At 67.6% G+C, this 25,277-nt stretch carries 27 protein-coding genes; 14 read left to right on the top strand and 13 right to left on the bottom strand.

Annotation, left to right across the window (positions count from 1 at the left end):
- Positions 1-20 precede the first annotated feature (20 nt).
- From AC3RCC_RS12355 to AC3RCC_RS12330, 6 genes are all read right to left on the bottom strand, one after another.
- Positions 21-725, bottom strand: coding sequence for an XdhC family protein (locus tag AC3RCC_RS12355; protein WP_492258578.1), 705 nt, complete (start codon positions 723-725; stop codon positions 21-23).
- 3 nt (positions 726-728) lie between these two features.
- Positions 729-1,361 (bottom strand): LysE family translocator, encoded by a 633-nt coding sequence (locus AC3RCC_RS12350; RefSeq protein WP_291640886.1) that lies wholly within the window; start codon positions 1,359-1,361, stop codon positions 729-731.
- A complete protein-coding gene (locus tag AC3RCC_RS12345) occupies positions 1,361-1,699 on the bottom strand; it encodes an XdhC family protein (RefSeq protein WP_291640888.1) in 339 nt (112 codons plus the stop codon). The genes AC3RCC_RS12350 and AC3RCC_RS12345 overlap by 1 nt, the downstream gene beginning before the upstream one ends.
- Before the next feature lie 145 nt (positions 1,700-1,844).
- The gene (locus AC3RCC_RS12340) at positions 1,845-3,044 is read right to left on the bottom strand and encodes a vWA domain-containing protein (protein WP_492258780.1); all 1,200 of its coding nucleotides are present in this window, start codon (positions 3,042-3,044) and stop codon (positions 1,845-1,847) included.
- Positions 3,045-3,290: 246 nt separating this feature from the next.
- The gene (locus tag AC3RCC_RS12335) at positions 3,291-3,665 is read right to left on the bottom strand and encodes a nuclear transport factor 2 family protein (protein WP_291640891.1); all 375 of its coding nucleotides are present in this window, start codon (positions 3,663-3,665) and stop codon (positions 3,291-3,293) included.
- 103 nt (positions 3,666-3,768) lie between these two features.
- The gene (locus tag AC3RCC_RS12330; RefSeq protein ID WP_492258577.1) at positions 3,769-4,683 is read right to left on the bottom strand and encodes an AAA family ATPase; all 915 of its coding nucleotides are present in this window, start codon (positions 4,681-4,683) and stop codon (positions 3,769-3,771) included.
- Positions 4,684-4,808: 125 nt separating this feature from the next.
- Between AC3RCC_RS12330 and AC3RCC_RS12325 the strand changes: the two genes are divergently transcribed.
- Together AC3RCC_RS12325 and AC3RCC_RS12320 are read left to right on the top strand one after the other, a co-directional pair.
- Complete coding sequence (locus tag AC3RCC_RS12325) at positions 4,809-5,411, top strand: trimeric intracellular cation channel family protein (RefSeq protein ID WP_492258779.1); 603 nt, start codon at positions 4,809-4,811, stop codon at positions 5,409-5,411.
- A 74-nt stretch (positions 5,412-5,485) separates the two neighbouring features.
- Positions 5,486-5,842, top strand: a complete 357-nt coding sequence (locus AC3RCC_RS12320; RefSeq protein WP_492258576.1) for a SnoaL-like domain-containing protein — start codon at positions 5,486-5,488, stop codon at positions 5,840-5,842.
- Between the two features lie 193 nt (positions 5,843-6,035).
- Here AC3RCC_RS12320 and AC3RCC_RS12315 read toward each other — a convergent pair whose 3' ends face one another.
- The 3 genes from AC3RCC_RS12315 to AC3RCC_RS12305 form a co-directional block, all read right to left on the bottom strand.
- Positions 6,036-6,842: an FAD binding domain-containing protein gene (locus AC3RCC_RS12315; protein ID WP_492258575.1), complete on the bottom strand. Its 807-nt coding sequence runs from the start codon at positions 6,840-6,842 to the stop codon at positions 6,036-6,038.
- Positions 6,843-6,978: 136 nt separating this feature from the next.
- The gene (locus AC3RCC_RS12310; protein ID WP_492258574.1) at positions 6,979-9,342 is read right to left on the bottom strand and encodes a xanthine dehydrogenase family protein molybdopterin-binding subunit; all 2,364 of its coding nucleotides are present in this window, start codon (positions 9,340-9,342) and stop codon (positions 6,979-6,981) included.
- A 107-nt stretch (positions 9,343-9,449) separates the two neighbouring features.
- Positions 9,450-9,950, bottom strand: coding sequence for a (2Fe-2S)-binding protein (locus tag AC3RCC_RS12305; protein WP_492258573.1), 501 nt, complete (start codon positions 9,948-9,950; stop codon positions 9,450-9,452).
- Positions 9,951-10,281: 331 nt separating this feature from the next.
- Between AC3RCC_RS12305 and AC3RCC_RS12300 the strand changes: the two genes are divergently transcribed.
- On the top strand, positions 10,282-11,625 hold the full coding sequence (locus AC3RCC_RS12300; protein ID WP_492258572.1) for a methyl-accepting chemotaxis protein: 1,344 nt from the start codon (positions 10,282-10,284) through the stop codon (positions 11,623-11,625).
- 89 nt (positions 11,626-11,714) lie between these two features.
- On the opposite strand, the gene AC3RCC_RS12295 is transcribed toward AC3RCC_RS12300, so the two are convergent.
- Complete coding sequence (locus AC3RCC_RS12295; RefSeq protein WP_291638744.1) at positions 11,715-12,167, bottom strand: SRPBCC family protein; 453 nt, start codon at positions 12,165-12,167, stop codon at positions 11,715-11,717.
- Positions 12,168-12,504: 337 nt separating this feature from the next.
- Between AC3RCC_RS12295 and pcaB the strand changes: the two genes are divergently transcribed.
- From pcaB to pcaC, 5 genes are read left to right on the top strand one after another with little or no spacing between them, the layout of a single operon-like run.
- On the top strand, positions 12,505-13,878 hold the full coding sequence (gene pcaB, locus AC3RCC_RS12290; RefSeq protein ID WP_492258571.1) for a 3-carboxy-cis,cis-muconate cycloisomerase: 1,374 nt from the start codon (positions 12,505-12,507) through the stop codon (positions 13,876-13,878).
- Positions 13,871-15,130: an aconitase X gene (locus AC3RCC_RS12285; RefSeq protein WP_492258570.1), complete on the top strand. Its 1,260-nt coding sequence runs from the start codon at positions 13,871-13,873 to the stop codon at positions 15,128-15,130. The genes pcaB and AC3RCC_RS12285 overlap by 8 nt, the downstream gene beginning before the upstream one ends.
- A complete protein-coding gene (locus AC3RCC_RS12280; protein WP_492258569.1) occupies positions 15,121-15,552 on the top strand; it encodes an aconitase X swivel domain-containing protein in 432 nt (143 codons plus the stop codon). Before AC3RCC_RS12285 ends, AC3RCC_RS12280 begins: the two co-directional genes overlap by 10 nt.
- 13 nt (positions 15,553-15,565) lie before the next feature.
- Positions 15,566-16,345 carry a 3-oxoadipate enol-lactonase gene (gene pcaD, locus AC3RCC_RS12275; protein WP_492258568.1) on the top strand — a complete coding sequence of 260 codons (780 nt, stop codon included), beginning with the start codon at positions 15,566-15,568 and terminating at the stop codon, positions 16,343-16,345.
- 3 nt (positions 16,346-16,348) lie between these two features.
- A complete protein-coding gene (gene pcaC / locus AC3RCC_RS12270) occupies positions 16,349-16,744 on the top strand; it encodes a 4-carboxymuconolactone decarboxylase (protein ID WP_492258567.1) in 396 nt (131 codons plus the stop codon).
- 97 nt (positions 16,745-16,841) lie between these two features.
- Here pcaC and AC3RCC_RS12265 read toward each other — a convergent pair whose 3' ends face one another.
- Positions 16,842-17,357 carry a flavin reductase gene (locus AC3RCC_RS12265; RefSeq protein WP_291638750.1) on the bottom strand — a complete coding sequence of 172 codons (516 nt, stop codon included), beginning with the start codon at positions 17,355-17,357 and terminating at the stop codon, positions 16,842-16,844.
- 141 nt (positions 17,358-17,498) lie between these two features.
- Entirely contained in the window at positions 17,499-18,191 is a 693-nt protein-coding gene (locus AC3RCC_RS12260; RefSeq protein ID WP_492258566.1) for a GntR family transcriptional regulator, read from the bottom strand.
- Between the two features lie 285 nt (positions 18,192-18,476).
- Between AC3RCC_RS12260 and AC3RCC_RS12255 the strand changes: the two genes are divergently transcribed.
- The 5 genes from AC3RCC_RS12255 (at position 18,477) to AC3RCC_RS12235 (ending at position 22,645) form a co-directional block, all read left to right on the top strand.
- Entirely contained in the window at positions 18,477-18,803 is a 327-nt protein-coding gene (locus tag AC3RCC_RS12255) for a cupin domain-containing protein (RefSeq protein WP_291638752.1), read from the top strand.
- Positions 18,800-20,032 carry an FAD-binding oxidoreductase gene (locus tag AC3RCC_RS12250; RefSeq protein WP_492258565.1) on the top strand — a complete coding sequence of 411 codons (1,233 nt, stop codon included), beginning with the start codon at positions 18,800-18,802 and terminating at the stop codon, positions 20,030-20,032. The genes AC3RCC_RS12255 and AC3RCC_RS12250 overlap by 4 nt, the downstream gene beginning before the upstream one ends.
- A 164-nt stretch (positions 20,033-20,196) precedes the next feature.
- Positions 20,197-20,607 (top strand): DUF3574 domain-containing protein, encoded by a 411-nt coding sequence (locus AC3RCC_RS12245; RefSeq protein WP_492258564.1) that lies wholly within the window; start codon positions 20,197-20,199, stop codon positions 20,605-20,607.
- A 9-nt stretch (positions 20,608-20,616) separates the two neighbouring features.
- Positions 20,617-21,627 (top strand): 4-hydroxyproline epimerase, encoded by a 1,011-nt coding sequence (locus AC3RCC_RS12240; protein ID WP_291647466.1) that lies wholly within the window; start codon positions 20,617-20,619, stop codon positions 21,625-21,627.
- A 145-nt stretch (positions 21,628-21,772) separates the two neighbouring features.
- Positions 21,773-22,645, top strand: a complete 873-nt coding sequence (locus AC3RCC_RS12235; RefSeq protein ID WP_291647467.1) for a bile acid:sodium symporter family protein — start codon at positions 21,773-21,775, stop codon at positions 22,643-22,645.
- Positions 22,646-22,794: 149 nt separating this feature from the next.
- Here AC3RCC_RS12235 and AC3RCC_RS12230 read toward each other — a convergent pair whose 3' ends face one another.
- The gene (locus AC3RCC_RS12230) at positions 22,795-24,042 is read right to left on the bottom strand and encodes an NAD(P)/FAD-dependent oxidoreductase (protein ID WP_291647468.1); all 1,248 of its coding nucleotides are present in this window, start codon (positions 24,040-24,042) and stop codon (positions 22,795-22,797) included.
- A gap of 262 nt (positions 24,043-24,304) precedes the next feature.
- On the opposite strand from AC3RCC_RS12230, the gene AC3RCC_RS12225 reads away from it, so the two are divergent.
- Positions 24,305-25,273 carry a Na+-dependent transporter gene (locus AC3RCC_RS12225; protein ID WP_492258563.1) on the top strand — a complete coding sequence of 323 codons (969 nt, stop codon included), beginning with the start codon at positions 24,305-24,307 and terminating at the stop codon, positions 25,271-25,273.
- Positions 25,274-25,277: the final 4 nt, after the last annotated feature.

Here is a 25,277-nt window from a genome sequence, read left to right as displayed (position 1 = left end):
GCAGGCACTCATACGGGCACTCATACAGGCTCTGTTGCAGGCTTGCGGCGCGGGCCGCGCAGGGTGGCGACGATCTCGCCGAGGATCGCGAGCGCGATCTCGGCCGGCGAGACCGCGCCGATGTCGAGCCCGATCGGGGCGTGGATGCGCGCCGTCTGCGCCTCGCCGAAGCCCGCTGCCGCCAGGCGCTCCAGGCGCCGGCCATGTGTCTTCCGGCTGCCGAGCGCGCCGATATAGAAGCAGTCCGAGTTCAGCGCCGCGACGAGCCCGGGATCGTCGATCTTCGGGTCATGCGTCAGCGCGACGAACGCCGTGTAGGCGTCGAGCGGCTGGCGCTTGAGCACCTCGTCCGGCCACTCCGGCAGCAGCGTCACCTCGGGAAAGCGCTCCGGTGTCGCAAAAGCGGTACGCGGATCGATGACGGTGACGTCGAGATCGAGCAGCTTCGCCATCGGCGCCATGGCCTGCGAGATATGCACCGCGCCGGTGACGATCAGGCGCGGCGGCGGCGCCTGCACCGTCAGGAAATGGGCCTTGCCGTCGACCTCGACCGAACCGCTCTTGCCGGTGCGCAACTGCCTGTCGATCAGCTCGGCGAGCGGGTCCTGCTGCAGCTCCGCCGCCTTGACCAGTCTTTGCGCACCCGTACCGATATCGGTGACCAGCACCGCGGCGCGGCGCGCCGCACGCTCGGCATTGAGCGCCGAAAGCAGCGACAGTTCCATGGCCTAGCCCTTGTCCACCGCGAGCTTGACCCCGAGCCCGATCATCATGCCGCCGCCGAGCCAGCGCCCGATGCCGAAACCGGCGCGGCTCGCCTTCATCGTCTTCATCACCAGGGTAGCGCCGAACACGGTGACGAGATCGGCCGAGGAGAAGGAGAAGTTGACGATCGTGCCGAGGATCAGGAACTGCGCCCAGACCGGCAGCGAAGCCGAGGGATCGACGAACTGCGGCAGGAGCGCGATGAAGAACAGCGCGACCTTGGGGTTCAGGATCTCGACGATGAAGGAATCGACCAGCGCCCGCTTCACCGTCTTCGGCGGCGCGACCGGGCGCTCCTCGGACGAGCCGAGCTTGGAACGGATCATGCCGATGCCGAGCCAGACCAGATAGAGCGCGCCGGCGATCTTCACCGCGAAATAGAGCTCGGGCACATGCTTGAACACCGCCGACAGGCCGAAGGCCGCGGCGAAGACATGGACATAGCAGCCGAGATGGATGCCGAGCATCGCCATCAGCCCGGCCTTGCGGCCATGGGCGATGGTCTGCGCCGCCGTGTAGAGCAGCGCCGGGCCGGGGAAGTAAGCCACCAGCAAGGTCAGCGTCGCGAAGGCGACGAGGGTTTCCCAGGAGGCCATCAGTTCGTTTCCTTGCCGCGGACCGGCTCTACATAGACTTTGATCCGACCGCCGCAGGAAAGCCCGACCTTCCAGGCAGCCTCGTCGGCGACACCGAATTCGAGCGTACGCGCCCTGCCCTGCGCGATCACCTCGCCGGCCTCCTCGACGACGGCGCCCTCGACGCAGCCGCCCGAGACCGAGCCGAGGAAATTCCCTTCCCCGTCGATGACGAGATGCGAGCCGACCGGCCGCGGGGCCGAGCCCCAGGTCTCGATCACGGTGGCGAGCGCGACGCCGCGCCCGGCGTTGGCCCAGGCCTCGGCGGTGGCGAGGATGTCGGTGTCGGTGCTGATCATGGCTTTCGCCTCCCTCTCAGCCATCGCGCAGAGCAGCCGCGCAACGGCGTTGCAAAGGATGGCTCCAGTATACTCTGGAACATCCTTCGAGACGCGATCTGCGATCGCTCCTCAGGATGAGGGCTGGTTTGGAAGACATCATGCCTCAACCCGCCCTCTTCAACCACTGGCGCGGATCGCCTGCCTGCCGTGCATCGGGCGAAAGCGCGGCGCAAAGATCGGCCATCGCCGCGAGATTATGGATCGGCCGGAACGAATCGACATGCGGCAGCATCGCCCTGATGCCGCTCGCCCGCGCCTCGAAGGCATCATAGCGCAGGAGCGGGTTGAGCCACACCAGCTGGCGGCAGGAGCGCTGCAGCCGGTCCATCTCGAAGCCGAGTTCGTCGTCGAGATGACGCTCCAGCCCGTCGGTGAACAGCAGGACGACGGCGCCGCCGGACAGCACCCGGCGGGACCAGGTCCGGTTGAAGGCATGCAAGGCCGAGGCGATGCGGGTGCCGCCCTCCCAGTCCGGCGCTGCCCTGCCGGCCAGCGCCAGCGCCTCGTCGGGATCGCGGGCGCGCAGGCTGCGGGTGACATTGGTCAGGCGCGTGCCGAAGACGAAGGAATGCACGCGTCGGCGCTGCTCGGTGATGGCGTGCAGGAAATGCAGGAAGATCCGCGAGTATTCGGCCATCGAGCCGGAGATGTCGACCAGCGCCACCAAGGGCGGATGCACCTGCGCCCGTTCGCGGAAGGCGAGATCGATCGAAGCGCCGCCGCCCCTCAGCGAGCGGCGGAAAGTACGGCGCGGATCGATCCGCGCCCCGGCATGCGCCGCCTGGAAGCGCCGCGTCGGCACGGCATCGTCGGGCAGGCGCAATTCCGCGATGAGCTGGCGCGCTTTTGCGATCTCGGCGGCGCTCATCTGGGCGAAGTCGCGCGATTTCAGGGTCTCGCGTTCCGACACCGTCAGCCGCGCCGACAATTCCGTCAGCTCGACCGGCGGTGGCTCCTCCTCCGCCGGCGGCGCGAAGGCCTCGGCGACGCGCAAGGCTCCAGCCTCGGGCTTCTGCGGCGGCGCATCGACCCGGGGCGTTACCGGCGACATCTGCGCCATCAATTTCTCGATCAGCCCGCGCCGGCGCCAGAACAGCCTGAAAGCCTGGTCATAGACCGCTGAATCCTCGTGCTTCTTCACGAAGATCGCATGCAGCGCCCAGTAGACGTCCTCGCGGCCGCCGAGCGCGCCATCCGCCAGCGCCTCGACCGCCTCGACCACCGCGCCCGGCCCGACGCGCAGACCGGCGATCCGTAGGGCACGGGCGAAATAGGCGATATTCTCGGGCAGCTTTCCGGTCATATCTCCACCGTCATGCTCGCCCTTGTGGCGAGCATCCACGTCTTGCACCGCCGATGAAGCGCGCGACGCTCTCTTCCTTCTCCCGGATGGGAGAAGGTGGCGCGGAGCGCCGGATGAGGGCCTGCCGTTTCCGCAGAAGGCGTGCCGGCAACGCTGGGGCCTGATGGTGAAAGGGCGGTCCCTCACCCCTGCCCCTCTCCCATCCGGGAGAGGGGTTCCCCGCGCCTCTCATTCCGGACGTCGTCGTCACGTCCCCGTCTCGGTCATGAACACCTTCTGCGCCACGACCCATTTGCCGTCGACCTTGAGGAAGGAGAGCAGGTCGGTGAAATAGCGCGGCGGCATCTGGCACTTGACCTTGACCAGCGCCATTGACGGCCCGACGAGGTCGATCGCCAGCACATGGTCGCCGCGCTCGAGCCCCGCCGCCTTCGGCGATTTGCGGCCCCGCACCGCCTCGAACCAGTTTTCGCGCGGCACGACCTTGAGTTCGCCGTCGAGCGACTGGGTCAGCGCGCTGGTCGGGTGGAAGACCAAGGCGAGCTTTTCGACATCGCCCTCATAGAGCCCGTCGAGATAGGTCTGCGTCGCGGCCTCGATCGCCTTGATGTCGTCGTTCATCGCTCACTCCGTCATGCTCGGGCTTGTCCCGAGCATCCACGTCTGGCGGCGCGGATGCAGGGAAGACGTGGATGGTCGGCGCAAGGCCGACCATGAGGATGCACTACCCCCGCGCCGCCTGCTTGGCCTGGTCGAGCAGTTCGCCGACCTTCGAGCCCTGCATCGCCTGGATGTCGTCCTGGTACTTCAGCAGCGCGCCGAGCGTGTCGGAGACGATCGCCGGGTCGAGCGCCACCGCATCGAGCTCGACGAGGGCGCTCGCCCAGTCCAGCGTCTCGGCGACACCCGGCGCCTTGAACAATTCCTCCTTGCGGATCGCCTGCACGAAGGAAACCACCTGCTTCGCCAGCTTGACCGGCGCCGCCGGAGCCTTGGCCTTCAGGATGGCGAGTTCGCGGGCCGCGTCTGGATAGCCGACCCAATGGTAGAGGCAGCGCCGCTTCAGCGCGTCATGGATCTCGCGCGTGCGGTTCGAGGTCAGGATCACGATCGGCGGCTCGGCGGCCTTGACCGTACCGAGCTCGGGGATCGTCACCTGCGCATCGGCCAGCACTTCCAGAAGGAAGGCTTCGAAGGCCTCGTCGGTGCGATCGAGCTCGTCGATCAGCAGGATCGGCGCCCCGCCCTGCTGCGGCTCCAGCGCCTGCAGGAGCGGACGCTTGACCAGATAGCGCTCGGAGAACAGGTCGCTCTCCAGCCGCTCGCGATCGCCCGCGATGCCACCGGCCTCGGCGAGGCGGATCGCCATCATCTGCCCGGCATAGTTCCACTCGTAGACGGCCGAGGCGAGATCGAGCCCCTCATAGCATTGCAGCCGGATCAGCCGGCGCCCGAGTCCGGCAGCCAGAACCTTGGCGATCTCGGTCTTGCCGGTGCCGGCCTCGCCTTCGAGCAGCAGCGGGCGCTTCATCCTGAGCGCCAGGAACAGCACCGTCGCGAGCGCGCGGTCGGCGACATAGCCCTGGGATTGCAGCAGCGCGAGGGTTTCGTCGATCGAGGTCGGCATGGCAGGCGTCATGAGGTCCCGGTCCTGGAAGATGTCGAAGCGTCGCCAGCCCCGCAAGACCGGTTTGACCTGTGGCTTTCCTTAGTCCCTAACAGGTCCGGTTGATAGCGAGCGGAGATTCCGGCGTGCTCGGCGCAATGTACATCGTCGCGATCATCGTCGAAGCCATGTCGGCTGCATTGGCGGCCGGCCGCCGCAGCATGGACTGGGTCGGCGTCTGCATGCTCGGCAGCATCACGGCGCTCGGCGGCGGCTCGGTTCGCGACATGCTGCTCGGGCATTACCCGCTGAGCTGGGTCAAGCATCCGCATTACCTGCTGATCACCGCGGCAGCGGCCCTGTTCACCATCTTCATCGCCCGCTTCATGTACCGGCTGCGCAAGGTCTTCCTGCTGCTCGACGCGGTCGGGCTCGTGCTCTTCACCGTGATCGGCTGCAATGTCGCGCTGGAGATGCAACAGCCCTTCATCATCGTGATCACGGCCGGGCTGATCACCGGTTGCGTCGGCGGCGTGCTGCGCGACATGCTCTGCGCCGACATCCCCCTGCTCTTCCGCAGCGAACTCTATGCGACGGTCTCGGTCGTCACCGGGCTGATCTATGTCGGCGGCCTCAGGGTGGAGCTGCCGCACGACCTCGTCACCATCCTCGCCATGGCCGTCGGGCTGGTGCTGCGGATCATGGCGCTGCGCTTCAACTGGAGCATGCCGAAATTCGTCTACACGCGCGATCTGCATTAGCCCCTCACGCAAGGTCATCCTGCTGACAGCTTCTGACCCGAAGCTCGGCAGGATCGCGGGCGGAGGATAAGACCATGACCAGCACAGCCGAGCTCGCCACCGACTTCGTCGCCCTGCTCAAGGATGGCCGGCACGACGAGGCCGCGAGCGCCTACAATGCCGACGAGATCGTCAGCTACGAGAACATGCCCGGCCCGATGGAGGTCTGCCGCGGCAAGGACGCCGTCAGGCAGAAGGGCGAATGGTGGGTCGCCAATCACGAACTGCACGAGTTCACCACCGAAGGGCCCTATCTCAACGGCGAACAGTTCGCCGTGACCTTCTATTTCGACGTCACCGTCAATGAGAGCGGCGAGCGCCGCAAGATGCACGAGGTCGGGCTCTACACCGTCAAGGACGGCAAGATCGTCGAGGAGCGGTTCTTTTATTGAAGAGAAGCTGCCCGAAAGGCGATCCACGACCTGCCCCCTCTCCCCCTGCGGGAGAGGGTTGGGGTGAGGGGTCGCGCGACGCTGGCCACAGGTGCCGCGCAGCATTCCCCAGAGCCCTCAAGACCTGATCGACCCCTCATCCGGCCCTTCGGGCCACCTTCTCCCGCAAGGGGAGAAGGGAGCGGCTGGCCGCTCAGCCCTTCCCGGTCGCCTGCGCCACCGCCTGCTTCGCCATCACGCCGATCAGATGGGCGCGGTACTCGGCATCGGCATGCATGTCGGCATTAATGCCCTTGGCGGAGTGCTTCAGCCCGTCCAGCGACTTCGGCGCGAAACGCGCCTTCAGCGCGGCTTCCGCCTCCGGCCAGCGGAAGACGCCGCCCTCGCCCGCCCCGGTGACCGCGACCGCGACCTCGCTGCCGCGCTTGGCGACGAAGACGCCGACCAGCGCATAGCGCGAGGCCGGGTTGCGGAACTTCGCGTAGCCGGCCTTAGAGGCCAGCGGGAACGAGACCTTGGTGATGATCTCGCCCTCCTCCAGCGCCGTCTCGTAAAGCCCGGTGAAGAACTCGGCCGCGCTAAGCTTGCGCTGATTGGTGACGATCGTGGCGCCGAGCGCCAGCAGCGCCGCCGGATAATCGGCCGCCGGATCGTTATTGGCGACCGAGCCGCCGATCGTGCCGCGATGGCGCACATGCGGATCGCCGATATGGCTGGCGAGGAAGGCCAGCGCCGGGATCGCTTCCTGCACCTCCGGCGAGGCCGCGACCTCGGCATGGGTGGTCATCGCGCCGATCACGAGATTGCGGCCCTTGCGGGCGATGCCCTTGAGATCGGCGCAGGAGGAGAGATCGACCAGCGCAGCCGGCGAGGCCAGACGCTGCTTCATCGTCGGCAGCAAAGTGTGCCCGCCGGCGAGCAGCTTGGCATCTTCCTTCTTGGCGAGCAGGCCGGCGGCCTGCCTTGCGCTGGTCGGGCGGTGATAGGTGAAAGCGTACATCGACTGTTCCCTTTCCGAATTCTCTCCGTCATCCCGGCTGGAGCGAAGCGGAACGCCGGGATCCATCGTAAGGCGCAGCGCTCTACGATGGATCCCGGAGCTGCGCCGCTTCGCGGCTTGTCCGGGATGACGCGGCTTACTCCGCCGCCATCCTCGCAATCGTCTTCTGCGCCGCGCGCCAGACCGCCTGCGGCGACGCCGGCATGGCGATGTCCTCATGGCCGAGCGCGTCGGTGATGGCGTTGATCACGGCGGGCGGCGAGGCGATCGCGCCCGCTTCGCCGCAGCCCTTGATGCCGAGCGGGTTCGACGGGCATGGCGTCACCGTCATGCCGACCTGGAAGGACGGCAAATCGTCGGCCCGCGGCATGCAGTAGTCCATGAAGCTCGCGGTCACGAGCTGGCCGTCGGCATTGTAGCGGGCGCCTTCGAGCAGCGCCTGACCGACGCCTTGGGCGATGCCGCCATGGACCTGGCCTTCGACGATCATCGGGTTGATGACGTTGCCGAAATCGTCGACCGCGGCCCAGCGCTCGATCCGGGTCACGCCGGTATCGGGATCGATCTCGAGCTCACAAATATGGACGCCGGCCGGGAAGGTGAAATTGGTCGGGTCGTAGAACGCCCCTTCCTTCAGCCCCGGCTCGAGATCCTGGCCGTTGAACTTGTGGGCGACATAGGCCTGCAGGGCGCAGGAGCCGAAATCGAGCTTCCGGTCGGTGCCCTTGACCAGGAAATTGCCGTCCTTGAAGTCGATATCGGCCTCGTCGGCCTCCAGCACATAGGCGGCGACCTTCTTGCCCTTGGCGATGACCTTGTCGAGCGCCTTGGCGATCGCCGACATGCCGACGGCGCCCGAACGCGAGCCATAGGTGCCCATGCCCATCTGCACCTTGTCGGTGTCGCCATGGACGATCGAAACGTTTTCGAGCGGCACGCCGAGCCGGTCGGAGACGAGCTGGGCGAAGGTCGTCTCATGGCCCTGGCCATGGCTGTGCGAGCCGGTCAGCACCTCGACGGTACCGATCGGGTTGACCCGGACCTCTGCCGATTCCCAAAGGCCGACGCCGGCGCCGAGCGAGCCGACCGCCGCCGAAGGCGCGATGCCGCAGGCCTCGATATAGGAGGAGAAGCCGAGGCCGCGCAGCTTGCCGTTGCGGCCGGAATCGCGCTTGCGCTTGGCGAAGCCCTTATAGTCGATCAGCTCCAGCGCCTTCTTCATCGAGGCGCCGTAATTGCCGGTGTCGTACATCATGATCACCGGCGTCTGATGCGGGAACTTCTTGATGTAGTTCTGCATCCGGAACTTGGCCGGGTCCTTGCCGAGCTGGCGCGCCGTGACCTCGATCAGGCGCTCGACCACGAAGGTCGCCTCCGGCCGCCCGGCGCCGCGATAGGCGTCGACCGGGGCGGTGTTGGTATAGACGGCGTCGACCTCGCAATAGATCGCCGGGATGTCGTACTGGCCCGAGAGCAGCGGTGCGTAGAGATAGGTCGGCACCGAGGAGGAGAAGGTCGAAAGATAGGCGCCGAGATTGGCGGTGGTGTGCACCCTCATCGCCAGGATCTTGCCCTCGGCGTCGGTGGCGAGCTCGGCATGGGTGACGTGATCGCGGCCATGCGCGTCGGAAAGGAAGGCCTCGGTGCGGTCCGAGGTCCATTTCACGGGGCGGCCGACCTTCTTCGCCGCCCAGACGCAAACCGTCTCCTCGGCATAGATGAAGATCTTCGAGCCGAAGCCGCCGCCGACATCCGGCGCGATCACCCTGAGCTTGTTCTCCGGCGCGATGCCGATGAAGGCCGAGAGCACGAGCCTCGCCACATGCGGGTTCTGGCTCGTCGTATAGAGCGTGAACGCTCCCTCGCCCTGGTCGTAATCGCCGACCGCGGCGCGCGGCTCCATCGCGTTCGGCACCAGCCGGTTGTTGACGAGATCGAGCTTCGTCACATGCTTGGCGGCCTTGAAGGCCTTCTCGGTCTCATCCTTGTTGCCGAGATGCCAGTTGAACACCGTATTGCCCGGCGCCTCGGCATGAACTTGTGTTTTCGTCTGCGCGGCCGTCGCGGTGTCGACCACCGCCGGCAGCACGCCGTAATCGACGTCGATCGCCTCAGCCGCATCGCGCGCCTGCGCCAGCGTCTCGGCGACGACGACCGCGACATGGTCGCCGACATAGCGGACCTTGCCCTGCGCCAGGGCCGGATGCGGCCCGGCCTTCATCGGCGAGCCGTCCTTGTTGTGGATCATCCAGCCGCAGATCAGCCCGCCGATCTTGTCGGCGGCGAGGTCGTCGCCAGTGAAGATGCCGAGCACGCCAGGCATCGCCGCCGCAGCCTTGGTGTCGATCTTCTTCAGCGTCGCATGCGCGTGCGGCGAGCGCAGGAAATAGGCATGCGCCTGGCCCGGCCGGTTGATGTCGTCGGTATAGCGGCCCTGGCCGGTGATGAAGCGATGGTCTTCCTTGCGGCGGACGGGAGCGCCGATTCCGGTGGCGGACATGGATTCCTCCTGGCATGGCGCCTCTTGGCGGGCGCGCTCAGCATGTTTCGGGATCGCATCGGAAGAAGGCCGCGCCGGTCCTGCCGGAGGCGGCCTTCCGGAAAGCGCTATTCGGCGGCCTGGCGGGCCGGGGCCGCGCCCTTGCCCATCGCCTCGGCGCCGGCGGCGACCGCCTTGACGATGTTGTGATAGCCGGTGCAGCGGCAGATATTGCCGTCGAGATCCTCGCGGATCGTCTTCTCGTCGAGCGCGTTGCCACGGCGGTTCACCATGTCGACCGCCGACATGATCATGCCGGGCGTGCAGAAGCCGCATTGCAGGCCGTGATGCTCGCGGAAGGCCTCCTGCATCGGATGCAGCGCGCCGCCATTGGCCAGCCCTTCGATGGTCGTGACCGAGGCCCCCTCGCAGGCGAGCGCAAGCGTGGTGCAGGACTTCACGGCCTTGCCGTCGAGATGCACGACGCAGGCGCCGCACTGGCTGGTGTCGCAGCCGACATGCGTACCGGTGAGCCGGAGATTTTCGCGTAGGAACTGCACCAGGAGGGTGCGCGGATCGACATTCGCGGTGACGGTCTTGCCGTTCACCGTCATGGTCACATTGGCCATGGGGCACTCCCTCCGAAAGCCTGTTTTAGCAGCCCGGCGGAAGACAGCTCGACCGCCGGACCATGCACGTCCCCGGCGCGCTTGCCCCGGAAACGGATTTTTCTTGGAACAACTTCAAATTGAATGTGGACTCGGGATTTTCCGCGGTCAAGCGGGAGGCCACCGATCGAGAACGCCGTTTTCGCGGCGTTTTGACGCCGTTTGCGAACAGGGGCAGCTTTCGCCGGGCCAATCCGGCACAAGCCGCGCCTTTTGCGCTTTCTTAACCTCCGCCGTGCAGTATCGCCCGTTGAACGACGACTTGAGATCGTCGCCATCATGGGTTGTGCGATTGGCCACGCTTCTCGACCATGTCCAGCGTCGGCTGGGCGCGATCGGCTATGACGAGGCGCAGCGGCTGCGGCTGCGCCGCTATCGCGCCATCGTCGAGCGGGTCATCGCCAAAGTCGTCGAGGACGACTTCGCGCGGGCCTTTGCGATCCATCCGCGCCTGCAAGACGGTGTCGCGCCCATGGCGGCGGAACTCTACGCCGCCGAAGCCGACCATTTCCGCCTGCTCTTCGACGCCGATTTCGACCAGCGCTATTGCGATTCGCTCGAGCAGCTCACCGTGCTCGAGCGCCGTGCCGGCGTCGGGGCCCGCGCCCGCACCTCGATCGCCTTCACCCTGTTCCGGATCTTCCTGGAGGAGAGCCGGACGCGGCTCGTCTTCTCGCGGCACGACATCCCGCGCGATCTCTTCATCATCGAGCGGGTGCTGACCTATGACGTCAACACGGCCATGTCGCTGGACCGCGAATTCGAGGCCGCGGAGGCGCGGCGTCGCGGCGTGACGCTCGACGAGGTCGCCGCCACGCTGACCTCCCGCATCGGCCAGCTCGACACCAGGATCAGCGGCGCCGTCGAACAATTCATGGCGACCGCCAGCGAGACCGCCGGGGCGAGCAGCTTCATCAAGGACCAGGTCGGCTCGGTCGCCAGGACCTCGATGCTGGTCCGCGAGAAGGCGATGCAGACCGCCGCGGCTTCCGAGGAGATGGCGCTCAACATCGCCGAGATCGGCCAGCGCGCCCGCCAGAGCCTCGACATCGCCAATCGCGCCGTCGCCGATGCCGGCGCGATGAACGAGGCGATCGCCAGGCTGCGCGAGGTCACCGGCAATATCGGCACCGTCGTCGGCATGATCGCCGACATCGCCGCGCAGACCAACCTGCTGGCGCTCAACGCCACGATCGAGGCCGCGCGCGCCGGCGAATCCGGGCGCGGATTCGCGGTGGTCGCCGCCGAGGTCAAGACCCTAGCGACCCAGACCGCGAGCGCGACGCAGGACATCTCCAGCCAGATCGCAGAGCTCACCGCCAGTGCCGCGGCCTGCAGCGAGCGGGCCGCCTCGATCGGCATGACGATCGGCGAGATCAAGGCCGATTCCGAGGCGATCTCGGAGGCGGTCGCCCAGCAGAGCTACGTCACCACCGGCATCTCGCGCGATGCCGCCGAGGTCGCCAGCAGCTCCGACGAGGCGATCGGCAGCGCCAATCGCGTCAATGACAGCCTGGAGACCACCGAGAAGGCACTCGGCCGGGCCAATGCCGCCGCCGCCGACATCGCCCAGCAGGTCGGCGCCGCCGAGGCCACGGTCAGCGAGGCGCTGGCGGCCCTGCGCAAGGCTTCCTGAGGCGTCCTCGCCATTCGACTCGAACCGCGTCCCGCGTCATTCCCGCTGGAGCGAAGCGGAATGACGGGGAATGTCGGGAGCACGTCCCCTCAGCCTTCGCTCACCGCCTTGGCGAAATTGGCGAAGAACTCGTCGGCCAGCTTCTTCGAGACCGAATCGATCAGGCGCGAGCCGAGCTGCATCAGCTTGCCGCCGACCTGCGCCTCGACCTCGTAACGCAGCAGCGTCTGGCCGCCCTCGGCATCCTCCAGCGTGACCCTGGCGCCGCCCTTGGCGAAGCCGGCGATGCCGCCCTCGCCTTCGCCGGCGATGCGGTAGCCGTTCGGCGGGTCGAGATCCTGCAATTCGACCTTGCCCTTGAAGGTCGCCTTGACCGGGCCGAGCTTGACCTTGACCACCGCCGAGAAATGCGTGTCGTCGTCCTTGGTGAGCTGCTCGCAGCCGGGAATGGCGGCCTTCAGCACTTCCGGGTCGTTGAGCTTGGCCCAGACCACCGCCTTGGCGGCCGGCAGCAGCGCTTCTCCGTTCATGGTCATCGCCATGGCGTCACTCCCATCCCTCACGGCCCGACCGACGCCCGACAGGTTGCGGCCGCCCTCGCCTCGGGTCTATCCAAGTTCCCCTGTAGCATGCGGATTTCACGCGAAATCAGACTGTCGCCCCGGACAAGCGGCAAAGCCGCGCAGATCCGGAATCCATCATGAGGCACCGAACCCTATGATGGATCCCGGGACGCCCTTTGGGCGCCCAGGATGACGGTGATGGTTCCGCGTAAAATCGGCACGCTCTCATCCATGGCCGGAAAGCACCGGCGCGCACAAGAGGACGAAGCTGGGATGTGGGTTGCACCGACTGCTCCGCACGAAGGCCCATCCGGGCATGGCTGAGCTCGCCGGACTTCATGGCGAGCTTTTCGCCGATCACGAATTCGCTGCCCTGTTCGAAGACCAGGCGAGCCTGCAGGGCATGCTCGACTTCGAGGCGGCGCTCGCCAAGGCGCAGGCCGAGACCGGCGTCATTCCCGCCGCCGCGGCCGAGGCGATAGCCAGAGTCTGCGAGGCCGGGCTCTACGACATCCCCGCCATCGGCAGGGCCGCGACGCTCGCCGGCAATCCGGCGATCCCGCTGGTCAAGGCACTGACCGCGCGCGTCGCCGCGACCGATCCGGAAGCCGCGAAATGGGTGCATTTCGGCGCCACCAGCCAGGACGTGATCGATTCCGGCCAGGCCCAGCAATATCGCGCGGCCTGGGAACTGCTGCTGGAGCGCTCGGCCCGTCTCGCCCACGCACTCGCCGGGCTCGTCCGCGAGCATCGCCGCACGCCGATGATCGGCCGCACCTTCCTGCAGCATGCGGTGCCGATCGCCTTCGGGCTCAAGGCCGCCAACTGGCTGGGTCCGGTCGTCGCCTTCCACGACGACTTCATGATCTGGGGCCAGTCGGCGCATCAGCTCGGCGGCGCCGCCGGCAGCCTCGCCGCGCTCGGCGACAAGGCCGACGCGGTCTCGGAAGCCTTCGCCCGCATCATGCCCTCGATCGGCGCCGTCCGCGTGCCCTGGCACAGCGAGCGCCGGCGTCCCGCCCGGATCGCGACCGAACTCGGCCTGCTTCTCGGCCATCTCGGCAAGATGGCCGGGGATATCGCCCTGATGGCGCAGACCGAGATCGGCGAGCTCGCCGAGCCGGAAGCACCCGGCAAGGGCGGCTCCTCGGCGATGCCGCACAAGCGCAACCCGGTGCTGTGCACGCTGATCCTTTCAGCCGCCAAGCGCGCGCCCGGCCTGGTCTCGACCATGCTCGCCGCGATGCCGCAGGAGCATGAGCGCGCCATGGGCGGCTGGCATGCGGAATGGCTGACATTGCGCGAACTCTTCCTGATTGCCGGCGCGGCCCTGAACCAGGCCGTCACGCTGATCGAGGGGCTCCAGGTCTTCCCCGAGCAGATGCAGTACAATCTCGATCTCACCAACGGGCTCGTCATGGCCGAACGCGTCTCGCTCGCGCTCGCGCAGACCATCGGCCGCGGCGAAGCCTATCATCTTCTCGAGGAGGCCAGCCGCGACTGCATCGCCAGCGGCCGCCATCTCAAGGACGTCCTCGCCGATCACCCGGCGCTCGCCGGCAGGCTTTCGCCCGAGGCGCTGGACGACCTCTTCGATCCCACGACCTATCGCGGCGCCACCGACGCCATCATCGACCGTGTCCTGGTGCTCTATGAGGAGGAGCGGGAATATATGAGCGGCAATGGCTGAGCTCTCGCCGCAGGAGCGCGAGATCGCCGCCGGCGCCAAAGGCGACGGCGCCGCGATGGCGGTGCGCATCGTCGCCGAGGCGGCCCGGCTGATGGGCGCGCCCAGGCTGATCCCCGTCGCTTCCGCCCATATCGACGGCGCGCTCTACCATGGCGATTCCGGCACGCTCTTCGCCGAAAAGCTGGTCGCGGGCGGCGCAAGCGTCGCGGTGCGCGCCACCCTCAATGTCGGCGCGCTGACCCCGCATGGCTGCGTCGCGACCCGCCTGCCGCCGGCCCAGCATGCGATGGCGGCTCGGATGATGCGTGCCTATGAGGCGATGGGCTGCGAGCCGAGCTGGACCTGCGCGCCCTATCAGGCCGGGCATCGGCCGAGTCAGGGCACGGACGTCGCCTGGGGCGAATCCAATGCCGTGGTCTTCTGCAATTCGGTGCTCGGCGCCCGCACCAACCGCTATGGCGATTTCCTCGACATCGCCTGCGCCGTTGCCGGCCGCGCGCCCGATTACGGCCTGCACCGGCCGGAGAACCGGCGCGCGACGCTGGTCCTCGACCTCTCCAGCCTGTCGCAGGCCCTGCGCAGCGCCGAAGTGTTCTACCCCGTGCTCGGCGCCCTGCTCGGCCGCGAGGCCGGCAGCGAGATCGCGGTGATCGATGGGCTGCAGGGACTTCCCGACGAGGACAGACTGAAGGCCCTCGGCGCCGCGGCGGCCTCGGCCGGGGGCGTCGGCCTCTTCCATGTCGCCGGCATGACGCCGGAAGCGCCTGACCTCTCGACCGCACTCGGCGGCCAGGCACCGGAGCGCGTCGTGACCGTCACCCCGGAGCGCATCGCGGCCGAGCTGGCGCGGCTTTCGACATCCGGCACGAGCGACCAGGTCGACGCGGTCGCGATCGGTTCGCCGCATCTCTCGCTCGCCGAGATCGACGCGCTCGAACGGCGCCTCGCCGGGCGGAAGCTGGCACGGCCGCTCTATGCCAATACCGGCCGTCATGTCCTGAAGCCGCTGGAGGAACAGGGCCGCCGCCACGCCCTCGAACAGGCGGGGGTCGTCTTCGTCGTCGACACCTGCGTGGTGGTGACGCCGATCCTGCCCGCGCTGAAGGGCGGGGTGCTGATGACCAATTCCGGCAAGTTCGCCCATTATGCGCCCGGCAATACCGGCTATGCCGTGACCTATGGCTCGCTCGCCGAATGCGTCGAGAGCGCCGTCGCTGGCCGGCTCGTCAGGGAGCCGAGAACATGGGCCTGACGAACATGGGCGTGAGCGCAGAGATCCTCCTGCCGGGCGAGGCGGTCGACGCCCCCTGCCTCGCCCTGACCGCCCCGATCAGCTTCTGGGGCGGCGTCGATCCGCGCAGCGGCGAGATCATCGACGCCCGCCACCCGCAGCGCGGCCAGAGCGTCGCCGGCATGGTGCTGGCCCTGCCCGGTACGATCGGCTCCTCCTCCGCCTCGGCCGTACTGCTCGAGCTCGTCCATGCCGGCAAGGCGCCGGCCGCGATCCTGATCGCCGAGCCGGATGCGATCCTGCTGCTCGGCCTCGTCGTCGCCCGCGAGATGGGCTGGCCGACACCCCCTGCCCTGAAGCTTCCCGCCGCGCTCCAGGCCGGTCTCGCCGGCAAGCGGCTTTCGATTGCCAAAGATGGTGCGATTAGCACCGCAACTCCCTAGGAGAGGAACGCCGATGCCGATGCTGAAGGTCAGGGGCGAGGACTTCCATATCAGGATCGATGGCGACGAGAGCGCGCCCGTACTGCTGCTCTCCAATTCGCTCGGCACCAATCTTTCGATGTGGGATCCGCAGACCCCGGAATGGTCGCAGCATTTCCGCGTCGTGCGCTATGACAGCCGCGGGCACGGCCTCTCTACGGCGCCGGACAAGCCCTATTCCATCGCCATGCTCGCCGATGACGCTCTCGCCATCCTCGATGCGCTCGGCATCGACAAGGCGCATTGGTGCGGCCTCTCCAAGGGCGGCATGGTCGGCCAGTGGCTGGCGACGCATCATGGCGACCGGCTCGGGCGCGTCGTGCTCGCCAACACCGCCGCCCATATGGGCCCGCCCGAACTCTGGGACAGCCGCATCCGCACCGTCCGCACGCAGGGCATGAGCGTGCTGGTGCAGCCGACGCTGGAGCGCTGGTTCACGCCGGAGTTCCGCGAAACCGCCAAGGAGACCGTCGCCAAGGTCAGCGAAATGCTCGCGACCACCCCGCCGCTCGGCTACGCCAATTGCTGCGGCGCGATCCGCGACATGGACCAGCGCGAGACGATCCGCGCCGTCCGCAATCCCGTGCTGGTGGTCATCGGTCAGCGCGACCCGGCGACGCCGCCCGCGGCCGGCGACGAAATCGCCGATGCTATCCCCGGTGCGCAGCGCATCGAGCTCGCCGCCGCCCATCTCTCCAATCTCGAGCAGCCCGAAGCCTTCGGCCGGGCGGTGACCGACTTCCTGAAAGGCTGAACCATGGACGACAAGACCCGCTACGAGAACGGCCTGAAGACCCGCCGCGCCGTGCTCGGCGACGCCCATGTCGACCGGGCCACCGCCGGAATCACCGATTTCAACCGGGATTTCCAGGCGTTCATCACCCGCACCGCCTGGAACGACATCTGGAACCGCCCCGGCCTCTCCCGCCGCGAGCGCTCGCTGATCGTGCTTTCGATCACGGTCGCGCTCGGCGCCTGGGGCGAGTTCCGCCTGCATGTCCGCGCCGCCTTCAACAACGGGCTGACGCAGGAGGACATCAAGGAGCTGCTGATCCAGGCCGCCGTCTATGCCGGCGTCCCCGCCGCCAACCACGCCTTCAAGGAGGCGGCGAGCGTCATCGCCGAGATCGAGGTGGAGAAGGCGAAGGGCTGAAACCGAGGACGCCCGACACGAAAACCGAGTCCTCATCCCGAGGAGGCCCGCAGGGCGGTCTCGAAGGATGAGGACTCAAGGAATCAGCGGCAGACCTTCAGAAGCCGCCGAAGCGGCGCTTGCGATAGACCAGCCCCTCGCCGGCGCCGCCGCCTCCGAGCGCCACGACCTCGCCAATCAGGATCTTGTGCGTCGCGACCGGGTGGACCGCGACCAGCCGGCAGTCGAAGGAAACGAGCGCGCTCTTCAGCACCGGGGCGCCGGTCGCCAGCACCGTCCATTCGCCCCGATCAAAACGGGCCTCGCCCGAAATGCCGGCGCGACCGGAGAAGACCCCGGCAAGCTCGTAATCGAGCGCCGACAACGTGTTGACGCAGAAGAAGCCGCTCGCCTCGATCGCCGCGAGCGTGCGGCTGCCGGCCTCGATGCAGGCGAGCAGGGTCGGCGGCGCATCGGATACCGAGGCAATCGCGGTCGCCGTCATCCCGGCCCGTCCGGACGGGCCGGTGGTGGTGACGAGATGGGCAGCACTCGCGACCTCGGCCATCGCATCGCGAAAGGCCGCCGCTTCGGGCACGGCGGCGGCAAGCGCCGCCTCAAGAGTTTTGATCATCGGCCCGTATCTGGCGAAGAAGCGTTCATGTCGCACATTTACGGACTTTGCCGGGCCATTACCAGTTCGACGCTGGCGAGCACCGGAGAAGCGCCCCCCGGATATAAATATATCAGAGTCCGCAACCCTGCCGGCGCGACCTCAATCCCTCCCCAGGGTCGCCAGCAGGCCGGCACGCAGATGGCGCATCAGCGCGTCGCAGGCCTCCAGCGCCGCCTCGGGCCGCCCGGATGCCAGCGCCTGCGCCAGAGCGACATGGTGCCCCGCCGCCGGCACCAGATCGTCCTGCCTCTCGAAAAAATACCAGGCCCGGCGGAGCAGCGCCTGCAGCGGCTCGGCCGCCCGCGCCGCATAGGGGCTGCGCGCCGCCGCGGCGATCAGCGCATCGAACTCCTTGTCGAGCCGCATATAGGCGTCGACGTCGCCGCCTTCCGCCGCCCGCCGCATCGCCTTGGCCTTGCTCAGGATAGCGATGCGCTCGCCCGGCCCGGCACGGCGCGCCGCCTCTGACACGATCAGGCGCTCGAGCACCTCGCGCGCATCGAGAGCCGCCATCACGTCGATGGCGTCGATATCGGTGATCGCGATGCCCTTGCGCGGCAGGATCTCGACCAGCCCCTGGTGCGCCAAGCGGATCAGCGCCTCGCGGACCGGCGTGCGCCCGAGATCGACGAGAGCGATCATCTGCGCCTCGTTCAGGATCGCGCCGGGGCGCAGCGACAGCGTCACGATCGCCTCTTCGAGACGGCGATAGGCGAGGTCGGCGAGGCTTTCCGGAGCCGAGCGCTCCGCCGCCTCCCCGCCATCCGCCGCAACGACGCCGGACCGGTTCACATCGACGCTCCAGCCCGCCGGAAACCGAGGTTTGACGCTGCTCGCCTCATTGATATATCAAGCCTCGAAATCCTGTCGAAAGGGTGATCGGCGGCTATCTGCCGCCGAAAGCCGCCCGCGCGCAAGGAAGATCGCCGAGCAAGACCGACGGCGCCCGGCGCATTGCCGGCCCCCGCCCCGCGATCTCGACGCCTTCGTGCCGCTGGGCCAACTTCAGGCGGTCGAACCGCATGCGCCGGCCGGCGCGCGAGGGCGACAAGGCCTGCCAGTCGAATTGGAGGAGACATGGCTTTCACCTGCACCATCCCTGCCGTCGCCACGGTGCAACAGGATGACGAAGCGATCCGGATCACGCGCTGGGACTTCGAGCCCGGTGCCGTCACCGGCTGGCACAGCCATGGCTGGCCCTATTTCGTGATCATGCTGGTCGACGGCACGCTGCGCATCCATGACGGGCAGAACGCGACCGACGTGCCGCTGGTCCAGGGCCAGTCCTATATGCGCCAGGCCGGCATCCAGCACGACGTCATGAACGGCTCGCCCCACCCGATCGCCTTCATCGAGATCGAGGTCAAACAGCCGTCAGCCCTCAAGCAGCTCGCTGCCGCATGAAGGTCGCGATCGTCGGAGCGGGCATTGTCGGCGTGGCTACCGCCCATGCCTTGCTGGACGAAGGCCACGAGGTCCTGATCCTCGACAGGGAGGGGCCGGCCTTCGGCCCCTCGTGCGGCAATGCCGGCATCATCGCCCATACCGACATCCTGCCGATCGCCAGCCCGGGCATGCTGCGCAAGGTGCCGGGCTTCCTGCTCGATCCGCTCGGGCCACTGGCGATCCGCCTCGGCTATCTCCCGCAATTGCTGCCCTGGCTGGCGCGTTTCCTGCTCGCGGCGCGCCCGGCCGCCTATGAGCGCTCGATCACCGGCCTCGTCGCCCTGCAGCAGCTGGCGCTGCCGGCCTGGCTGGCGCGCGCCGAGAAGGCCGGGCTCGGCGGGCACATCCACCGCCGCGGCGCGCTCTACGCCTATCGCGATGCGCGCGACACCGCCGATCTCGAAGCCCTCGCCCGGCGCCAGCGCGCCGCCGGCATCGCGGTCGACATGCTGGCGCCGCAGGAGCTGCGCCAGATGGAGCCGGCCCTGAAGGACCGCTTCGCCGGCGCCTCCTTCCACCCCGACGCCGCCCATATCAGCGACCCGCTAAGCCTGACCCTGGCGCTCTACGAGGCCGCGCTCGCCCGCGGCGCAACCTTCGAGAAGGCCGAGATCAGCAACATCTCCCAGGGTGAGCGCCCTGCTTTGATCGGACCCGAAGGCTGGCAGCGCGTGGTCGATCGCGTCGTCGTCGCCGCCGGTGCCTGGTCGAAGCCGCTGGCCGCCGCGATGGGCGACAACATCCCGCTCGAGACCGAGCGCGGCTATAATGTCAGCTTTCCCGGCGTCACCGGGCTGACCAGCCGGCCGATCGGCTTCAAGGATGACGGCTTCGTCATGACCCCACTCGAAAGCGGCCTGCGCATCGGTGGCGCCGTCGAGTTCGGCGGCCTGCAAGCCGCCCCGAACCATGCCCGCACCAGGGCGCTCTACGACAAGGCCGCAACGCTGGTCGACGGGCTGCCCGCCTTCGACAGCGGCCAGCTCTGGATGGGCTTTCGGCCCTCGCTGCCGGATTCGCTGCCGGTCATCGGAAGGGCGAGCCGCAACCGCAACGTGCTCTACGCCTTCGGCCACGGCCATTACGGCATGACCCAGTCGACCGCGACGGCAGGCCTGATCGCCGATCTCATCGCCGACCGGGAGCCGGCGATCGATCTTGGCCATTTCAGCCCGCAGCGCTTCTGAACGATAATGGCAAGCGGCGGTCCGATCATCCTCATCAATGGCTGGCCGGGCCGCGGCAAGCTCTGCATGGCGCGCAAGCCGGCCGGGTTTCGGTTCCGGCGCGCACCGGTTGAATCAACGGATCAAGCGACTGAATCGATACGCGAACCGCAGGTCGCAAGACCATGAGCCGACTCGCCTTTCCCAACCTCGCCGCGATCATCCTGGCCGGCTGCACCAGCCTGCCTCCCCAGACCTGCAGCCCCGGCCAGGAGGCGATGCTCACCGCCGAGCTGCTCTTCGGCCGCAAGGTCGGCGACCGTCTCGGCGTCAGCGAAACCGCCTTCCGCCGCTTTATCGATGAGGAGGTGACGCCGCGCTTTCCGGACGGGCTGACCATCCTCGACGCCAGCGGACAGTACCGCGACACCGCCAGCGGCGCCCTGATCCGCGAGCCGAGCAAGCTCCTGCTCATCGCGCTGAAGGACGAACCGGAAGGCCGCGCCCGGCTCGCCGCCGTCGCCCAGGCCTACAAGACCCGCTTCCAGCAGCAATCGGTCGGCACCATCCTGCGCCCGGCCTGTGTTTCGTTCTGAGGATCAGCCATGGCGACCCACACCTTCTTCTGCGTCGACGGCCACACCTGCGGCAATCCGGTGCGGCTCGTCGCCGGCGGCGGCCCGCGGCTCGAAGGTGCCAACATGGTCGAGAAGCGGGCGCATTTCCTCGCCGAGTTCGACTGGATCCGCACCGGGCTGATGTTCGAGCCGCGCGGCCACGACATGATGTCCGGCGCAATCCTCTATCCGCCGACGCGCCCCGACGCCGACATCGCCTTCCTGTTCATCGAGACCTCCGGCTGCCTGCCGATGTGCGGCCATGGCACGATCGGCACCGTCACCATGGCGCTCGAGCGCGGGCTGGTGACGCCGAAGACGCCAGGCGTCCTGAAGATCGACACGCCCGCCGGGCTGGTCACCGCGACCTATGTCCAGAACGGCCCCTATGTCGACAGCGTCCGCATCACCAATATCGCCTCCTATCTGCACGCGACCGGGCTGAGCGCCGAGGTCGACGGTCTCGGCGAGGTCACGGTCGACGTCGCCTATGGCGGCAATTTCTACGCGATCGTCGACCCGCAGGCGGCGATCCGCGACATCGCCGAGGTCAATCCGTCCGACCTCTTGCGCTGGAGCCCGAAGCTGCGCGCCGCGCTCAACGCCAAATACCAGTTCGTCCATCCGGAGAACCCGGCGATCAACGGCCTCAGCCACATCCTCTGGACGGGTGCGCCGACCAAGCCGGATGCCCATGCCCGCAATGCCGTGTTCTACGGCGACAAGGCGCTCGACCGCTCGCCCTGCGGCACCGGCACCTCCTCGCGCATGGCGCAATGGGCGGCGAAGGGACGGCTCAAGGTCGGCGACGACTTCGTGCATGAGAGCATCATCGGCACGCTGTTCCGCGGCCGGGTCGAGGCGGCCGCCAAGGTCGGCCCGCATGATGCGATCATTCCCTCGATCGAAGGCTGGGCGAGGATGACCGGCTACAACACCATCTTCATCGACGATCGCGACCCGCTCGCCCATGGTTTCCAGCTCGCGGACAAGAATTAAGGATTTCGTAACGCTTCGGGCCTCCGCCTGGCGCCACCTTGCCGTGTAGTTTGAGCGAAACGGAACAATTGATCTATGGCGTAATTTCGATTTTACATTGTAGCGTGACCTCAAGGCGCCAAACGCCGAAAGGGGGGAACGTATTATGCAGGCTTCGATCCTGACGGATCTGCTTTTGCCGCTTTCTATCGGCATCATCATGTTCGGCCTTGGACTGAGCCTGACCCTCGACGATTTCCGTCGTGTCGCGCGCTATCCGCTGGCCGTCGGCTCGGGCCTGGCGCTGCAGGTCGTCCTGCTTCCGCTCGGCGCGCTCGCGATCGCCATTGCGCTCAGGCTCTCGCCCGATCATGCGGTCGGACTGATGCTGCTCGCTGCGGCACCGGGCGGCGCCACCGCCAACATCTACAGCCATCTCGCGCGCGGCGATGTCGCCCTCAACATCACCCTGACCGCGGTCAACAGCCTGCTTTGCCTGGTGACACTGCCGATCGTGCTCGACCTCTCGCTCGGCTTTTTCCTGGGAACGGAACAATATGTCCCGCCGCCGCATCGCAAGGTCATCGAGGTCGGCGCCATCATCCTGATCCCGGTGGCGCTCGGCATGCTGGTGCGCGCCCGGGCCGAGCGTTTCGCCCTGCGGGCCGAGAAGCCGATCAAGCTGTTCGCGATCCTGGTGCTGGCGGCACTGATCGCCATCGCGATCTACATGGAGCGCAAGGCTCTGCTGCCGAGCCTCGTCGCGGTCGGCAGCGCCTGCCTCGCCTTCAACCTGCTCAGCATGTTCTCGGGCTATCTGGCGCCGCTCGCCTTGCGCCTGCCGCGCAGCCAGGCCGTGGCGATCTCGATGGAGATCGGCATCCATAATGCGGCCCTGGCGATCTATATCGCGCTCAACGTGCTGAAGAACCCCGCAGCCGCCGTCGTGCCGGGCATCTACAGCCTGGTCATGTATGTCACAGCGACGCTCTTCGTGCTGTTCCTGCTGCGCAGGCAGCGCGCGGTAGCGGTCGGCTGAGGCTGAACGGCGTCCCCATTGCCCTCATCCTGAGGAGCCATTCCCGAGGGAATGGCGCCTCGAAGGAGGCTTCAGGAGGCATCTGGATCATCCTTCGAGACGCAGCCTTCGGCCGCTCCTCAGGATGAGGTCCTTGAAAGACCGACCTGCTACCCGAACCGTGCCGGCGCGAAGGGCGTCGGGTCGACGAAGACCTTCTGACCCGTCACCATCTCGGCGATCATCCGGCCGGTGACGGCGGCAAGCGTCAGCCCGTGATGGGCGTGGCCGAAGGAGAACCAGAGATTCCGGTGCTTCGGCGCCGGCCCGATGATCGGCATCATGTCCGGTGTGCAGGGTCGGCAGCCCATCCAGGGCTCGGGATCGAGCCGCTCGCCGAGCGGGAACAGCGTCTTGGCGATCGGTTCGGCCCGGGCGAGCTGCACCGGCGTCTTCGGCGCATCGCGGTTGGCGAATTCGGCGCCGGTGGTCAGCCGGACTCCCTGGCGCATCGGCGCCAGGAAATAGCCGCGCTCGGTATCGAGCACCGGATGGTTGAGCACGGCGTTGCCGAGCGGCTTGTAATGCATGTGATAGCCGCGCTTCACCGCGAGCGGCAGGCGATAGCCCAGCCGGTTGGTCAGCACGTCGGCCCAGGGCCCGAGCGCCACCACCGCGTCGCGCGCCTCGGCCTTGCCGCCATCGGCCAGCGTCACGCTCCAGAGCTCGCCATTCTGGCTGAGCGTGCCGGCATCGCCCTGCGCGACCCGGCCACCGAGCGTCTCGAACAGCGCGACATAGGCCTTGGAGAGACCGAGCGGATCGATCACCGTCACCGGGTCGGTCCATTGCAGGCCGCCGATCAGGCTCTGGTCGAGATGCGGCTCCTCGGCGCGCAGCGCGGCCGCATCGAGAGCGCGATGGTTCAGACCGTAATCGCGCTTCCAGCGCGCCGCCTCGGCCAGCCGCGTCTCCTGCTCGCGCACCGTGCGGAAGACCTTCATCCAGCCCTTGCGGCGCAGGAGATCGGTCGCGCCGGCTTCCTGCGCCAGCGCATCGTGCTCGCTGACGCAATGCTCGATCAGGGTCGCGTATTTGTGGGCGATGGCCTCGTGCTGCGACGCCCGCGAATGCATCCAGTAGGACCACAGGAAGGGCGCGAGCTTGGGCATCGCGTTCCAGTGGTAATGCGCGTCGATGGTGTTGTTCATCGCATAGCGGATCAGCGCCCCGAAATCATGCGGGAAGCCATAAGGGTAGACGCCCTCGCGCTGGATCAGGCCGGCATTGCCGTAGCTGGTCTCGCCGCCGGGCTGGCCGCGATCGACCAGCAGCACCGAACGGCCTGCCTTCTGCAGATGCAGCGCGACCGCAATCCCGACGATTCCTGCCCCGAGAACGATAGTATCCGTGCGCATCGCGCCAACTCCGCCAGCCCTTCCCAGCCGCCCACAATAGCGCCCGAACCGGCGCTGTCAGCCGGCGTGCGCAATTTTGCGCAGATTGCCGCGAACTTTCGCAAATTTTGCGCCATCCCGGAGAAAGAGCTTATTTTTTCCGAGAACTACCGACAAAGCCTGCAATTTTCTGCCTCGCGCAAGGCAGCGATGCGCGCCCACGAGATGACGCAGGCGCGCGGATCGGCCAGTGTGCCCCACCTTCCTGCTGTCCCGGCTATCGATGCTCTCCGTTTTTGCTTCCGCCCTCGCCCTTCTCGGCCGCTACGGCACACAGGGCTTTGCCCTCTCGATCCTGCTCGGCCTGGCCCTGCCGCAATTTTCCGCCGCGGCGCGTCCGCTGCTGCCGATCACGATCTTCTGCTTCACCACGGTCGTCTTCATGCGGGCCGATTTCGCCGTGATCGCCGGGCTGGTGCGCCGGCCGGCGAAGCTTGTCGCAACCTGTCTCTGGCTGATGGCAGCGCCCGCCTTGCTGATCGGCGCCGCCCTGCTTCTGATCGGGCGTGAGGCGCTCGACCCCGGCCTGCTGCTCGGCATCGCCCTGCTCGGCTCCGCGCCGCCGATCATGTCCTCGCCCGCGGTCGCCATCCTCTATGGCTTCGAGCCCTCGCTGATCATCGCCGGCGTCATCGTCACGACCATCGTCAGCCCGCTGGTCGCGCCGTTCCTGGTCGACTGGCTGGCCGGTGCCGCCGTGCCGCTCGACCGGCTGGCATTGACCTTCCGGCTCGTCCTGTTCATCGGCGGCGGCATCGTGGTCGCCGCAGCGATCAGGCGCTGGCTCGGCGCCGCGCGCATCCGCGAGCTGAAGCCCAATCTCGATGGCTTCGGCGTGCTGATGTATTTCATCTTCGCCATCGCCGCGATGGATGGCGTGACCGACGCCGCCCTTGCCCGGCCGGGCCAGGTCGCTCTCTTCGCCGCAGTCGCCTTCCTGGTTTCGGCGGTCGGCCTCGCCAGCGCCTGTCTGCTGCTCTGGCGCTTTCCCGTCTCGGAACGCTTCATGATCGGCTACGGTACCGGACAGCGCAATATGGGGCTGCTGGTCGCCGCGCTCGGCGCCGGCGTGCCGCCGACGACCTATCTCTTCTTCGCCGTCGCCCAGTTCCCGATCTATCTGCTGCCCTGGCTGCTGCGCGGCATCGCGGCGCGGATCAGGCGGCGCGAGACCCCTGCTGACTCCGCCTGACCGG

The sequence above is a fragment of the Allobosea sp. GW823-FHT01F03 genome (assembly GCF_058798075.1).
This window is presented reverse-complemented; position numbering and strand designations above follow the sequence as displayed.